The sequence below is a fragment of the Blautia faecicola genome, assembly GCF_004123145.1.
In the GTDB taxonomy this organism is placed as follows: Bacteria; Bacillota; Clostridia; order Lachnospirales; family Lachnospiraceae; genus Oliverpabstia; species Oliverpabstia faecicola.
This window is the reverse complement of sequence record NZ_SDKC01000001.1, coordinates 2,523,427-2,538,039: the sequence shown is the minus strand read 5'-3', so window position 1 is coordinate 2,538,039 and position 14,613 is coordinate 2,523,427. Positions and strand designations below refer to the sequence as shown.

At 40.3% G+C, this 14,613-nt stretch carries 14 protein-coding genes and 2 pseudogenes; 15 read left to right on the top strand and 1 reads right to left on the bottom strand.

Translation table 11 applies throughout. The features are described 5' to 3' along the window. The 12 genes and pseudogenes from ETP43_RS11405 (at window position 1) to ETP43_RS11355 (ending at window position 11,789) form a co-directional block, all read left to right on the top strand. Entirely contained in the window at window positions 1-627 is a 627-nt protein-coding gene (locus tag ETP43_RS11405; RefSeq protein WP_007884654.1) for a hypothetical protein, read from the top strand. Window positions 628-954: 327 nt separating this feature from the next. Next, on the top strand, window positions 955-1,389 hold the full coding sequence (locus ETP43_RS11400; RefSeq protein WP_007886453.1) for a helix-turn-helix transcriptional regulator: 435 nt from the start codon (window positions 955-957) through the stop codon (window positions 1,387-1,389). Between the two features lie 534 nt (window positions 1,390-1,923). Next, window positions 1,924-3,891, top strand: a complete 1,968-nt coding sequence (locus ETP43_RS11395; protein WP_129258178.1) for an ATP-dependent DNA helicase — start codon at window positions 1,924-1,926, stop codon at window positions 3,889-3,891. Window positions 3,892-4,046: 155 nt separating this feature from the next. After that, on the top strand, window positions 4,047-5,171 hold the full coding sequence (locus ETP43_RS11390; protein ID WP_055215247.1) for a tyrosine-type recombinase/integrase: 1,125 nt from the start codon (window positions 4,047-4,049) through the stop codon (window positions 5,169-5,171). Window positions 5,172-5,199: 28 nt separating this feature from the next. After that, window positions 5,200-6,930, top strand: coding sequence for a tyrosine-type recombinase/integrase (locus ETP43_RS11385; RefSeq protein ID WP_129258176.1), 1,731 nt, complete (start codon window positions 5,200-5,202; stop codon window positions 6,928-6,930). Then, window positions 6,920-7,690: a hypothetical protein gene (locus ETP43_RS17705; protein WP_243114265.1), complete on the top strand. Its 771-nt coding sequence runs from the start codon at window positions 6,920-6,922 to the stop codon at window positions 7,688-7,690. Before ETP43_RS11385 ends, ETP43_RS17705 begins: the two co-directional genes overlap by 11 nt. A 108-nt stretch (window positions 7,691-7,798) precedes the next feature. Further along, the gene (locus ETP43_RS17700) at window positions 7,799-8,419 is read left to right on the top strand and encodes a tyrosine-type recombinase/integrase (protein WP_243114264.1); all 621 of its coding nucleotides are present in this window, start codon (window positions 7,799-7,801) and stop codon (window positions 8,417-8,419) included. Further along, entirely contained in the window at window positions 8,394-8,777 is a 384-nt protein-coding gene (locus tag ETP43_RS11375) for a DUF6262 family protein (protein WP_181951942.1), read from the top strand. The genes ETP43_RS17700 and ETP43_RS11375 overlap by 26 nt, the downstream gene beginning before the upstream one ends. A gap of 140 nt (window positions 8,778-8,917) precedes the next feature. Continuing rightward, window positions 8,918-9,661, top strand: a complete 744-nt coding sequence (locus ETP43_RS11370) for a hypothetical protein (protein ID WP_006426953.1) — start codon at window positions 8,918-8,920, stop codon at window positions 9,659-9,661. Between the two features lie 81 nt (window positions 9,662-9,742). Continuing rightward, a pseudogene (locus ETP43_RS11365) lies at window positions 9,743-9,973 on the top strand (flavodoxin); the annotation flags it as partial. A 16-nt stretch (window positions 9,974-9,989) separates the two neighbouring features. Then, the gene (locus ETP43_RS11360) at window positions 9,990-11,000 is read left to right on the top strand and encodes an aldo/keto reductase (RefSeq protein ID WP_129258174.1); all 1,011 of its coding nucleotides are present in this window, start codon (window positions 9,990-9,992) and stop codon (window positions 10,998-11,000) included. A gap of 18 nt (window positions 11,001-11,018) precedes the next feature. Continuing rightward, the gene (locus ETP43_RS11355) at window positions 11,019-11,789 is read left to right on the top strand and encodes a carboxymuconolactone decarboxylase family protein (RefSeq protein ID WP_117524119.1); all 771 of its coding nucleotides are present in this window, start codon (window positions 11,019-11,021) and stop codon (window positions 11,787-11,789) included. Window positions 11,790-12,004: 215 nt separating this feature from the next. Here the strand turns inward: ETP43_RS11355 and ETP43_RS11350 are convergent. Continuing rightward, window positions 12,005-12,169, bottom strand: a pseudogene (locus ETP43_RS11350) (AlbA family DNA-binding domain-containing protein); the annotation flags it as partial. A 115-nt stretch (window positions 12,170-12,284) separates the two neighbouring features. Here ETP43_RS11350 and ETP43_RS11345 point away from each other — a divergent pair. The 3 genes from ETP43_RS11345 to ETP43_RS17110 all read left to right on the top strand — a co-directional run bounded on the left by ETP43_RS11345 (window position 12,285) and on the right by ETP43_RS17110 (window position 14,496). After that, window positions 12,285-13,301: an O-acetyl-ADP-ribose deacetylase gene (locus ETP43_RS11345; RefSeq protein ID WP_129258172.1), complete on the top strand. Its 1,017-nt coding sequence runs from the start codon at window positions 12,285-12,287 to the stop codon at window positions 13,299-13,301. 184 nt (window positions 13,302-13,485) lie between these two features. Next, on the top strand, window positions 13,486-14,145 hold the full coding sequence (locus ETP43_RS11340) for a vWA domain-containing protein (RefSeq protein ID WP_129258169.1): 660 nt from the start codon (window positions 13,486-13,488) through the stop codon (window positions 14,143-14,145). A 177-nt stretch (window positions 14,146-14,322) separates the two neighbouring features. Continuing rightward, a complete protein-coding gene (locus ETP43_RS17110) occupies window positions 14,323-14,496 on the top strand; it encodes a hypothetical protein (protein ID WP_164979525.1) in 174 nt (57 codons plus the stop codon). The last annotated feature ends 117 nt before the right edge of the window (window positions 14,497-14,613 follow it).

The following is a 14,613-nucleotide window of genomic DNA, read 5'->3' as shown; positions in this document are numbered from 1 at the left end:
ATGCAAAAGAAGAATTGTGTTTTGTGCATAAGTATAGGAATTATAGTATGTATATTGTTATCAGCTTGCTCCAGACAACCAGACTTTGATGCCAAATCCTACGTCCAAAGTTCTCTTGATGCACACTATCATGGAGAATATAAGGACTATGCGAATCTGTTAGAAATCTCGGAAAAAGATGCCAAGAAAGAAATCGAAGAGGATTTTAATGAGAGTATCCAACAGCAATTTGATGATTCCGATAACATTACGGATAAAGGAATTGCTGATTATGCGGAAAAACTGACAGAAGTAAAGAAACTGGCAAAATACAAAGTACAAGATGTGAAAGAAGAGGATGGAGTCTATACAGTAAGTGTACAAGTTGAACCATCCAATGTATTTCAGACATTGCAACAAAGCTCTACAGAGGTAAGCAATGAAAAAATAAAGCAGGGATTGGATGGAAATGATCCGGAAGTCTTTGCAGCTGTATTAACAGAAAGTGTCCAGAAGAGTCTTGAAAAGAACAGATATGGAAAAGCTGTTACTGTAAACGTATCCGTGGAAAAAGATAACTCAGGAAAATATGGTCTTTTGGATACAGAGATGAATAAGTTGGAAGCAGCGATGTTCCCAACAGAATAAGAATGAATGGAAAGCTATCAGAGGAAAAAAACTGGTAGCTTTCTTTTAAACTCCAAGACAAGAAAACTTGTTAAAAAAGCTATTGTAATAGTAGAAAAATTATAATAAATAATGGATGACAAGAGTCTTTTATTCATTATGAGAAAAAGAAGGAATCTCCTATGAACCAACAAGAAATATTCACGTAAGATGGAAAAAAGTGCTGTAATCGAAGAGGTTGCAGCATTTTTTTCTTCGACATTTTTCGAACATTATAACGTACCTATCCGGTCACCGCCATGCTCCGATTTGATTTCTATATCAAAAATCAGATCGGAGGAAAGATAAATGGCTTATAACAAGACAAGTGAAGAACGAAAGTGGAATTATTGGAAAGAACAGGAAGAAAAGAAATTGCGTGAACTGGGAATGGAAGAAGAGAAGATCCAAAAGCTGCGCCAGATGGACAGGGAAGACTTTCTGGAAGAGCGCAGATACCGGGAACATCTGGATGAAACGATGCAGGATATGGATTCCATAAAAGAAAAGGACAGCGAGCTGTTTGCAAGGGATGTAAAGGAGCTTCTGGATCACATAGGTGATAAGCGAATCTATGAACTATTGAAAGAAACGGAGCATCAGACACTGGAAATCCTCTTACTCAGTACATGGGGATATTCTGGAAGAGAAGTTGCTAAGATTATGGGAATGGCAGAACAGACGATTTATACCAAAAGAAACCGTTTGAGAAAAAAATTAAAAAATTTATCAAAAATTGAATAATTATGGCGTTTTTCGTCGGCTATTTAATAGGCAGGTAAATTTTGCCAGTGTACTTTGACAACCTCATACCAGCATTACAGGTACGTTCCCGTAAGTAGAAGCGTGGCAGGAAGACGCGAGGACAGATGAAAAGGGCATGGAAGAAATTAGACCAGAAAGTGAGAGGCAGAGTTCTTTTGTGGCGTTTTCGTTTCGAGCGAATCATCTTTAACTGAAACAGGATCGTGGCGGTCTTTTGCGAGGATCACTTACGAGGGGATAATGATACATAGGAACTGCCAGTGAGCAGAGGATGGACTTTGGGTTGTAATCAGCAAGACCTTTAGAAAATCCATGAGCGGTGCAATGCCAAGCATCCGCCTGTAATGTTCCCGTAAGGCAATGGGGGAGTCGAGGACAAATACAACGCCAAAAAACAAAAGTATAAGAAATCAAGGAAGAATGTGTCGTTGATATCAGATACATGCGGCTGTAGGGAGAAATCCTTTACAGCCGTATTGATGTGGTATCAGCACGCATATCAGGTAACAAATTATGTATTACACAAAAGAATATTTAAAAAGAGCGCATCGTGAAATTGATACGATCTTTCGGGTACTGTTCCCGGAGCATGGAATGGCAGTAAGGGAAGAACAGATTATGTTATGCCACGAAATGCTGGATAACCTGCTGGGAAGAAACATAGCACTGTGTGACGCGGGTGTCGGTATCGGCAAGACGTATGCTTATCTGGTAGCCTGTGTTCTGATGAGAAAATATTCCCTCCTTGCAGAAGGATGTTCCCCTTATGAGCAGCGTCCGGTCGTGATATCCACTTCCAGCATTGCACTCCAGAAAGCAATTCTTACAGAATATATTCCTTTTCTCTACCGGATTCTTCAGGAGAACGGGACGATTCAGGCCCCTATTAAAGCTGTGATACGAAAAGGGAAAGAGCATTTTGTCTGCGATGAGAGGTTGGAGCAACGAATCGTTGCAATCGAAGAAAAACACAAAAATGCGTTGCAGAAAGAAGCTCTGCTGTCGTTGAAAGAACATTATGATATGGACGAAGTGTCCAACTTAAGTGGGTTTGACAGAAGGATGGTGAGTGTACCGAAGTTCTGTTCGGGAGACTGCCCGAAAAGAGGCTCATGCAGGTATCAGCAGTATCTGGAGCGTTCCAGAGATCATGAAATGTTCATTCAGATCTGTAATCACAATTATCTGCTGGCTGATGGTTATCACAGGCTGCAGGATTACCGCCCGTTATTAAAAGACTACCGGGCATTGATTGTCGATGAAGCACATAAGCTGCCGGATGCGGCAAAGCAGATGTTCGGGAAGAGCCTCTGTTATGACGATATCCGAGAAATCTGCTTTTATCTTGGGAAAGAGTACCAAGGCCCGGAGATAAGAAAACTGTCCGGGACGATCCGTATGGTGCTGGACATCATAGGAGAAAACCACAGAACCAGATATGGGATAAAAGAAGAATTCCACATGACAGAAGAGTGTGCAATGTATTTATATGAGGGGATACAGACCATGAATAAGATCATAGAAAAATTAGAAAAGAAGATTCCAAAGTGGATCAGAAACAAGCTGGAAGAAACCAAAAGTGTGCTGGAATGCTTTTTCCATCAGGATAAGAAGTATGTGTTGCATCTGAAGCAGGACCATGACCACCGGATTATATTGTGTGCATCCAGCAGACGGATTCCACAGTATCTGGACCAGATGTTATGGAGCAGAGGAATGGGAGCGATTCTTACAAGCGGAACTTTAAAAACCGGACAGGGATTTTCCCACATTCGGAAAATGACAGGATTACAGAGAGTGCGGAGAGTCCGTGAATATGTGGCAGACTCCCCGTTTGAATATCAGAAGAACTGTCTTTTATATCTGCCCAAGAATTTGAAGACATGCAGAAGAGGAAGTCAGGAAGAGGCAGAGATGATAGCAGGCCATATCCATTCACTGATCTGTTCGACTTACGGGCATACGCTGGTGCTGTTCACATCTTATCATTTGATGGGAAACGTTTACCAGATGTTAAGGGATGAAATTCCGTTCCCGATGATAGAGGTGTGGAGACATTCACCGGAAGAGATCACAAGATTTAAACAGATGGACAATGCTGTCCTTTTTGCAGCCGGCTCCTGTTGGGAAGGAGTAGACTTCCCTGGAGATATGGTATCTTCGCTGATTATAGTAAAACTGCCCTTTGCTGTTCCTGATCCCATCAGCGAAGCACAGAAGAAGGAATATGCCAGCCTGAAAGATTATATTCAGGCAGTGATTGTTCCAGACATGCAGAAAAAACTAAGACAGGGATTCGGACGGGCGCTCCGCACCGAGACAGATACTTGTGTCGTGTCCATTTTAGACGAGCGTGCAGGAGAAGGTGGCAGGTATCATGAGGAAGTGATGTGTGCGCTTCCGAGTTGCAAGATGGCAAAAGATATCAAGGATGTCCAGCACTTTATCCGAAACCGGAAAGGCGTGGAATACTACCTGTAATCGTTCGTGGTTCTGCTACAGAAAAAGCAGATTTTGCACGAAAAGTTTGGTGGTATTTCAAGGGCGTTTTCGGTGGGATTGTTGGTATTGATGAATAGCTATTTCGGCATGAAGTGGGTATACTGTGTATAGCGTTAGAGGAAAGGAGGCAGCTTATGATATACAAGGTGGAAACGATAAAAGATGGAACAGAAAAATATTTTTTCATCAGAAATCTGGAAACAATGAGCATTGAAGAACTGCCAAGTAAATATCTAATGCATAAGATTAAATGTAAACGTTCACCAAATACAGTGAAACGCACAGCATTTTCAATCTGCTATTATATGAAATATATGGCAGAGAAAGAAATGGAACTCACAGAAGTCTATCAGTTAGATTATGAAAAACAGACAGAATACTTTGTGGAATTTTTATACTGGCTTAAAGCCGGAAACCATACAGAGCAAACGTCTGGAGAAAAGAAGTGTCCGAATGAAGGAACCTGCAACGCATACTTAAAAGATGTGTTCAGGTTCTATTTATTTATAGAGGCAGAATATGAACAGTACGGAAGTCTCAAAACCTTATCGTATAACCAGATTATAGCGGTTAATCAGGTGGGAGTAAAAAAGGTACTGCGGAATCATTCTTTTAAAGCCTATCTGAAGGAAGAGGAACATCGTGGGAGAACAGCAAAAGAAAATCAGATTATTACAATTTTACAGGCCTGTACGAACCGAAGAGATCAGCTTCTGCTGCTTATGTTAGCAGAAACCGGATACAGAATCGGGGAACTACTGGGAGTAAAATATGTCAAAGATATTGATTATAGGAATCACATGATAAGGGTATGCTTCCGGGAAGATAATGAAAATGAAGCAAGAGCCAAAAATGCGGAATACAGAAGTGCCAAGATAAGTAATGATACGTTTGAATTTCTCATGGATTATCTGGCAAAATATCGGAAAATTCTGCAACATCAGGATTACCTGTTTGTGAATATCATGGGTGAGAACATTGGAAAGCCATTAAGAGTGGACAGTGTATATGATATGTTGGACCGAATGGAAAAGAAAACGGGAGTTAAAATCACACCCCACATGTTACGTCACTATTTTGCAAATATGCGAAAGCAGGCAGGATGGGAACTGGAGATGATCAGTCAGGCATTGGGGCATAAACATTTGGATACGACTATAAAGTATCTGGACTGGCTGGATGATGAACTGATAGAAGCAAGTAATGAGTTTTATGCACAACACACTGCTATTTATGGGGCGGAACGTCTGCTGGAGTAGGGAGGTGTGAGAAATACCTATATATTTATTGCAACAGGCAGAACGCATAACAGAATCTGAAGTAGATATTGAGAAGAAAAAGCAGGAACTATATTCAGAAATTGATGCACTTGGAATAAAAAGTGATTCAAGAATTAACAAATTGAAAAAGTTCTTGGCGGATAGAAAAATCTGGCATCTGGAAGAAATGGATTATCCTTTGCGAAATTCGTATGAACAATATTTAAGAGGACAGATACGATCACAAATTGTATCTTTCTATTTGAAAATATATGATACGGTAAAACAACAACATATCTATCAACAGATGCAGACGCTAAATGGAAAGCGGATATATGAATGGAAATATCAAAATAAAATTTATTTTCTGAAGTATTATCCGGAAAAGAAAATAGCTGAGACTTTTGAAACTTCTTATAAAACAAACCTATTGGTGTGGGATTTTACACAAAATTGTTCAGAAGTTTTAAAGAAACAAATTTTTTATACGTTGAGTCGTATCATTGCAAATACTTCAATGTCTAAGGCTTATAGAAATGTCAGGTTAAAATCTTTAAAACTTCTTTATGATTCTTGTGTTCAGTTAAATATTACGGATGTTGGATTGCTGGAAATGGAACAAGTGGAAACTATTTTAAAGAATTTTCCCGAAACGAGTCAACGAAGTATTTTAGGTGAATGCAGAAGAGATGCGTTTATGCAGCAGGAACAGATCCAATGGGAAGCAAATGTATGGTATCTGGAACGATTACATCTTGGAAAACATCGAATAGACGAAAGTAAATCCTTAATTAGCATTTCTTTTATGGAAGTCAAGGAAATACAGAATCGAGAAATTTTACAGGCATACATGAAATATGAACTGGGAATTACTGGACAGGCAGTCAGCACGATTGTACGAAGATTTGTATGTATTAGAAATTTTATTGAACTGCTGGAACAAGAAAAGATACTGGCGATTCATGCAACTGTCGTAGAAGTAAAAAAGTATGCAGACGGCTTGCGAGAACGGGGAATACAGGCAAAGGGATTTAATGAAAGAATTTTCGGTATCGGTCATTTTTATAAATTCATGGAAGTTAAACAGTATATTACAAGAATGCCATTCCGAATTGAATATTTCCAACAAAAAGAAGTAGTAGTACATCATGATCGTAGCGTTGAGGAAACAGTATATATGGAAATTTTGAAAAAATTATATCTTTTTCCAGAGCGATTACGATGTATGTTCTTACATCTGTGGTGTCTAGGATTACGGGCAAGCGAAGTGTGTACATTGAAAGGAAATGCTTATTATCAGCAGGGCGAGGATTATTGGATTCAGGTGTATCAGGTCAAAATGAAGAATTATAAAAGGATTCCAATCCCACAGGCACTTTATCGGATTATGAAAGTATACTTGAAAAAACATGAAATTCAGCCTGAAGAATTCATTTTTAAAAATAGCAGAGGTGGTGCTTGCCTATATGGTACATTCCGAACTCAGATGATAGAAGCGTGCCGGGAAAATAAGATTGCAAATGGAGAATATTTATTTCAATCACACGATTATCGACATACAGTAGCAACTATGTTTTATGACAGTCATGTATCACTGCAAAGTATCCGGGATTATCTTGGACATACTTATGAAGAAATGACAAGACAGTATATTGATTATATGTCACAAAGGATTGCGAAGGCAAATGATGAGTTCTTTGAAATGCAAGGAAGTAGTTTAGCGTCATGGTTAAAGAAAGAGGAAAAAGATGGAAAATGATATTATATATTTCAGAGATTTCTCCAATTTACAAAAAACAGGGACACGTAAGGATAATGGAAAATTTGATTTAACGTTGCTTCCAACGCAAGAATTAAAGGAAGAATTTCGAGGCTATATTATGTATCGCTGTAAAAATGGAACGCTTAGAGCATTGATTCAGGATCGAACAGCTTATAATCATATTGCAAAGTTTTTGAACAGCAGAATAAATCGGAGAATCAAAAGCCTTGGAGATAGAAATCCAGAAAAATGGATATCACTTTTAAAAGGCTGGATGTTAGAACAGGGAATAACTATTGTAAAAGAAAAGAAGAGTGTGTATGGTACAGTAAGCTATGGCGAAGCAGAGACGATATTATATTTCAGAAACGTACTGAAATTTTTAGAGCCAGAAGATTTACGGGATGAGATAGAAAAAGATGTCTGGGAACTAAAAAATCTGGATATTAAAATCAGATCCAATCCAATTTATAATGTAAAAACACTGGATTTCAGAAAAATATATCAGCCAGATATCCGGGAAGAATGTAAGAAAGCTGTTTATATGAATCTACAGTATGAAGCAATAGGAACTGTACAGGGAGAACTGACAATAATGAGGATATTTTCAGAATATCTCCAAAAAGAGTATTCCAAAATAAAAAGCTGCAGCGAAATAGACAGAGAAGTGCTGGAAGAATTTTTGATATATCTGTCAACAAAAGATACTTCCCATAGTGCGAATAGTTCTTATGTAATTTCATTAAGACGACAGTAAGAGACAATCGGAAAAATTTACAGCTATGAAAGATTGGAGCATTTATTTATTAATACGGATATTCCACCGGAAGTAAATGCAGAATTTAGAGTGTATTCTGATGATGAAATGAAACGACTAAATGCGGAAATTACACAGATGGATGTACAGATTGCAAGATGTCTTCTGATACATCAGATGCTTGGAACTAGGATATCAGATACCCTTACACTGAGACCAGATTGTCTGACGAGAGAAAATGGCCAAGATATGATTGAAATATATCAAGTTAAAACTAAAAGATATAAAAAACCGATCAGTAAAGAACTTGCAAAACTGTTACAGAGTTCTATTGAATATACACAGGAAAAGTTCGGTGATACAGAATACATATTTGTTAATGAAAAAGAACCTGACCGCCCGATGCAGTATATGGCTATAAAAACAAAAGTCATGTCCATGATACAGGAAAAGCAGTTGAGAGATGATCATGGCGAATTATTCGGGTTTGGAACGCACATGTTCCGGCACTACTATGGCGTCAAACTTACAGAAATGCATCTGGATGACTGGACGATAGCGAGACTGTTGGGGCATAAAAGACTGAATAATGTACAGCATTACCGGAAAATGAGCAATCAAAGAATGGCAGACGAAACCAGAGAAGTAAGACAGAGGATGAGTGACATCATATATATGAGTCTGGCAAGATGGGGTGAAGAATATGAGCAAATACGACAAGATGATTGAGGAAAATCAGAGAAAAAGTAAAGAGAAAATTGAACTGGCAGTGCAGGCAATACAAGATATGCTGGCAAATAAAGAACGTATCAGCGTTCCAAAGCTGATGAAGAAAACTGGATTGTCGAGAGGATTCTTTTATAAAAATCCAACCGTCCGGGATACATTGAACCAAGCGGTAGAGCAACAGGCTGGAATGATAGATCCAAGAAGAGAAATCCTGAACATGGCGATGGAAAAGCAGATTGAACTGCTGAACCAGAAGGTAGCAGCTCTAACCAGAGAAAATAAGGAACTGAAGAGAAAGAACGAAAAGTTACAGAAGGCATTACGGAAACAGGATTTGAATTTTATTAAGAACTTATAACATTGAAAATAATGAGATGGAAGAGATGTGTGCAGACACATCTTTTCATCGTTGAGGATAAAATATATAGAATGAGAATGGGATTGTTTTATGGTATACTAAAAGTGAAATGCTAACTTTGATATGAGGTATAAAACAATATGACAGAAATACAAATTAAAAATTTAATTAAAGAATATGAAAAAGAATATATTGAGTTTATGGAAATTGAGAAATTACCACAGTATAAGATAGATTTTTTTGAAATTAATGTTGAGGAAAGCGATGCAGCAGGATTCGCTTCAGCCGCCCAAGCTTACTATAATACGAAAACAGATGAACATATATTAAGGATATGCAAAAGTTCGGAAATACCAAGGTATATTGTGTTTCATGAATTTACGCATATTTTAGATACGGAAATGTATGCAAAGCAAGATTCTTGGAAATATATGGCTTTGTCTGGTTATACAGAATATCATGCAGCACAAGTTGAATTGATGATAATGTTAGGAGCAGATAGTATACAAACTCAAGATTTTTCATTTACAGTTGATGTTGAAATAGGTAATAGTACAGTTAGGAATTACCTAAACTCAAGACATCAATTAGTAGTGAATATGATGAATAGAACAGATTTTCCAAGAGATATTGAAGCATTAAAAACAACGGTAGGTGTGCTATATAATTATTTTGGAGTGCGTTCTATATGTAAAATGTATGCGAAAGATTATACTGAAGAAGTGGATAACACAATTATTATTCAGAAACTTTCAAAAGTATTATTTGAAGAGATAAATAGCTTTATGGTTGGATGGTTTAATGAAGCACAAGTAGAGCTGAGCTTTGTGTCATATATGAAAATAATGTGGCCTATGCTTCAAAGCTATTTTGGAAAAGAATGAAAGATAGTAACAGTAAACACAGTTTTGTATACAGTTAAACCCAGTAAAATCAACGCATGAGGGGAACTGGCTACATTTTACTTCCCGATCTGGTGGTATGTTGCGCCAACCATCATCAACAGTTTTCTGGAAAGTTATGATTTTACCGGAAAGAAAATTGTACTGTTTGCTACATCTGGCGGTAGTGGGTTTGGAAAAACAGTGGATGGATTGAAAGCGTCTGTTTCGTCAGGGGCTGAAATCAAAGAGGGCTATCTTGTTAGGAGCAGCAGTGATGTTGATAAGATGAAGAAACTGCTTGAAAGTCTTTAATTCGGGAGGTGTCTTTATGAAGTATGAAAAACTTGGAAAGTCGGATTTAAATGTATCCCGCATCTGCATGGGATGTATGGGTTTTGGAAATGCGTCTATCGGACAGCACAGCTGGACATTAGATGAGGCGCAGACGAGAGAAATCATTAAACATGGACTTGACCTTGGTATCAATTTTTATGATACGGCAATCGCATATCAGAATGGTACAAGCGAGCAGTATGTCGGAAAAGCACTTCGTGATTTTGCAAAGCGTGATGATTATGTGATTGCAACGAAATTCACACCGAGAACGCAGGAAGAAATTGACGGCGGCATGAGCGGACAGAAACATATAGAAAATTACCTGAATCAGAGTCTTAGCAATCTCGGTATGGACTATGTGGATCTTTATATCTATCATATGTGGGATTATCATACCCCTATGGAGGAAATCATGGATGGACTTAATAGGGTTGTGAAGGCTGGCAAAGCCAGATATATCGGTATATCCAACTGCTTTGCATGGCAGCTTGCCAAGGCAAATTACTATGCAAGAGAAAACGCAATGACAGAGTTTATTTCGATTCAGGGGCATTATAATCTGATTGCAAGAGAAGAAGAACGGGAAATGGCACCGTTCTGCTATTCGGAAAATATTGCAATGACGCCATACAGTTCACTTGCAGGCGGCAGACTCTCAAAGCGTCCGGGTGAGACATCAAAGCGTCTGGAAGAAGACGCATATGCAAAATTTAAGTATGATGCCACAGCAGAAGCGGATGCACGAATCATTGCCAGAGTAGCAGAGCTTGCGGATAAGAGGAATGTTTCCATGACGGAAATTTCGTTGGCGTGGCTATTGACAAAGGTTACTTCTCCAGTGGTGGGAGCAACAAAATTTTCTCATGCAGACGGGGCGGCAAAAGCTGTAGATTTGGAATTGACAGCGGATGAAATTTCCTATCTGGAGGAGATGTATGTTCCACATGCGCTGGTTGGTGTCATGGCGCAGAATGGGAAACAAAAAGCAGGAAATGTAGTGTAGAAAAGGAGATTTTTGATTATGGGAAAAATAGTACAGACAGCAGGTAGGGATGCACTTTCCGGATTTGCACCAGAATTTGCACATTTTAATGACGATGTGCTCTTTGGCGAGAATTGGAATAATGAGGATATTGATTTAAAGACGAGGAGCATCATTACAGTGGTTGCACTGATGTCTTCGGGTGTGACGGATTCCTCACTCAAATATCATCTGGAAAATGCAAAAAATCACGGAGTGACAAGAAAAGAGATCGCTGCGGTAATCACCCATGTGGCATTTTATGCAGGATGGCCAAAGGGCTGGGCTGTGTTTCATATGGCAAAGGAAGTATGGACGGACGAATTATCTGCAAAGGGAACTTCGGCTGAGGATGCGAGGTCCGCCCATGCTGCGCAAATGATATTTCCAATTGGTGAGCCAAACGATGCTTTTGCTCAGTATTTTGTCGGACAAAGCTATCTTGCACCAGTTTCAATCGATCAGGTGGGAATCTATAATGTAACATTTGAGCCGGGCTGCCGTAACAATTGGCATATCCATCATGCGGACAATGGCGGCGGACAGATTTTAGTCTGTGTAGCCGGACGGGGATATTATCAGGAATGGGGCAAGGATGCAACTCTCATGAAGCCGGGTGACTGCATCAATATTCCTGCCGGTGTAAAGCACTGGCATGGAGCAGCACCGGATTCATGGTTTAGCCATCTTGCCATTGAGGTTCCCGGCGAGAATGGCAGCAATGAATGGCTGGAAGCTTTAGATGATGAGCAATATGGAAAACTGAAATAGGATAAAGGAATGTTCACTGTTGATGATAACCTTAAAGTAGTTGTTCATCCAGAAGTGGAGAGTGATTATCTAAAACAGTATAATAATAAATCTTTGTATATTCCTGAAAATGCTTTTTTCAGACCAGATATAAATAATTTGCGATATCATCAAACACACATATTTGGATTATACTCCACATATATATGAACGACATGTGTTTGATGTTAAAATGATGAATCTTTTTGAACATCGGACAAGCCGATAGGTTTCCGGTCATCAGAGATTCCGAAAAACAGAGTTCCGCCGATTCCATTGGAAAAGGAACTGACACTTTTTAACCAGCTTTTGGGTTTCCTTATATTATACCCATAAGGAGAGTTTATTTCAACGATAGGCACAAAGAGTTAGTCTTGATAGCAGGGACTTATCGGTATTAACTTGAATTTTGCATCTTAACACAAAAGAAGCTATAATACAGATAGAAAGTTAAATTGACGAATGGGGGTATGCTTCATGCCATTACAGATTATCAGAAACGATATTACAAAAATGAGCGTTGACGCAATCGTCAATGCTGCCAACACTTCTCTTTTGGGCGGCGGCGGTGTGGACGGCTGTATTCATCGTGCCGCCGGACCGGAGCTGCTTGCAGAGTGCAGTACGCTATATGGCTGCGAGACCGGAAGTGCAAAAATCACAAAGGGGTACCGTTTACCCTGCAAATATGTGATCCATGCAGTCGGCCCGCGCTGGCGGGATGGCAAGCATCGGGAGCAGGAACTTCTGGAATCCTGTTATCGGACATCTTTGAAACTGGCGAAAGAAAATAGCTGTCAGTCGGTGGCCTTTCCGCTGATTTCCTCCGGTGTTTACGGCTATCCAAAAGACCAGGCTCTGAAGGTCGCAGTCGATACCATCAGTACGTTCCTGCTGGAAAATGAGATAATGGTCTACATCGTTGTCTTTGACCGAAAAACATATCAGATTAGCGGAAAACTGTTTGCCGATATCGCGGCGTACATAGATGACCGGTATGTGGATGAACATACTGACAGCCGGTCAGAACAGAGACGGCGGCTCGAAGCATTGTCAGAGGAATCCTGTTTTGAAGCTGCATCTGTTCCGCTGCCGCCCGAAGCAATCTGTAAATCTTGCAGCAGTCAATCTCTGGAAGAGGCACTGGGGCAGATGGATGAGAGCTTTTCGGAAATGCTGCTGCGGAAGATTGACGAAAGCGGCATGACGGATACTCAGTGTTACAAGAAGGCAAACATTGACCGGAAACTCTTCTCGAAGATCCGTTCGGATAAATTCTATAAGCCATCCAAACCTACGGTGCTGGCATTTGCCCTGGCTTTGGAACTGCCGCTTGCCCAGATGCAGGAGATGCTCGGCAAGGCAGGGTTTACCCTTTCCCGTTCGAGCAAATTCGATATCATTGTAGAATATTTTGTCGAACGGGGAAACTACAATGTGTATGAAATCAACGAGGCACTGTTTGCTTTTGACCAGAGCCTGATCGGAGCATAAGGACAAAGAAATGTCGCTTTCCATGCGACCACTCCACGAAAGAAAATCGCTATACTATGGCTGTAAGATACGAAACCGAGCAGCCATATGCGCGTGTAATGAACCAAAGTTCGAGCTTGCTCGAAACCTTGGCGAATACCGCGACAGCGAGCCCGCAAGGGCGAGATTTTGGGAGGACAAGCATATGAGAAAGAATTTAACAGAGATCGTTTTTATCTTAGACCGCAGCGGTTCCATGAGCGGACTGGAAAGGGATACCATCGGCGGATTCAATTCCATGATTGAGCAGCAGAAAAAAGCAGAGGGCGAAGCACTGATCTCAACAGTGCTGTTTGACAATGTGAGCGAAGTCCTGCACGACCGTGTAAATGTAAGGGACATCCGACCGATGACTGACCGTGATTACACGGTTCGCGGATGCACGGCACTCTTAGATGCGATCGGCGGTGCGATCCATCACATTGGAAATGTTCATAAGTACGCAAGACCGGAGGATGTGCCGGAACACACCATGTTTGTAATCACTACGGACGGAATGGAAAATGCCAGCCGTCGGTACAGCAGCGAAAAAGTGAAGCAGATGATCGAGCGGCAGAAAGCAAAATACGGATGGGAGTTTTTGTTCCTTGGTGCCAATATTGATGCGGTAGAGACCGCAAGCCATTTCGGAATCGGTGCAGATCGTGCAGTCAACTATCAGTGCGACAGTGAAGGAACTGCGTTGAATTATGAGGTGGTCAGCGAAGCAATCAGCTCCGTCCGGTGCAGTGCCCCGCTGAGCGCAGACTGGAAAAAGCGTATAGACGAGGACTACAAAAAGCGTGGAGGCGGCAAGCACAAGTAAAGAAATACAGACTCTTTACGCTGTGCGGTCGAGAATGGTGTGTTTGCCTCGCTTCCGCAAGATTCGCTTTTGGACGAGTTGGAAATGGGGTGTTAGGCGCAATATAACTGCTGACAGCGTAGAATCTTGGTGGCTAACTTGGTGGATATCTTGATGGGTGTCATCCTCTAAGTTATCATGGGGTGTGTCATAGGACTTATCATTGGCTGTGCCCATGATAGAGTGATCATGAGTGATTTGCTGATCGAACTGTCTTGTATGCAGGATAGGCCTGAAGCACAGAAGATTGTGCAGGAAATCTTGAAAGAGGACGAGCAGAAGAAAGAGAAGCTACATGAGCAGGAAGTGTAGCAGGAAGAAGAAAATAGACAGAGCAGTTGATGATGGAATGTCCGGTGCAGTGTGGGTGTAATGCTCATGTTGCAGCGGGCTTTTTTTGTGAAAATAATTTTTAATAATGTTGATTTT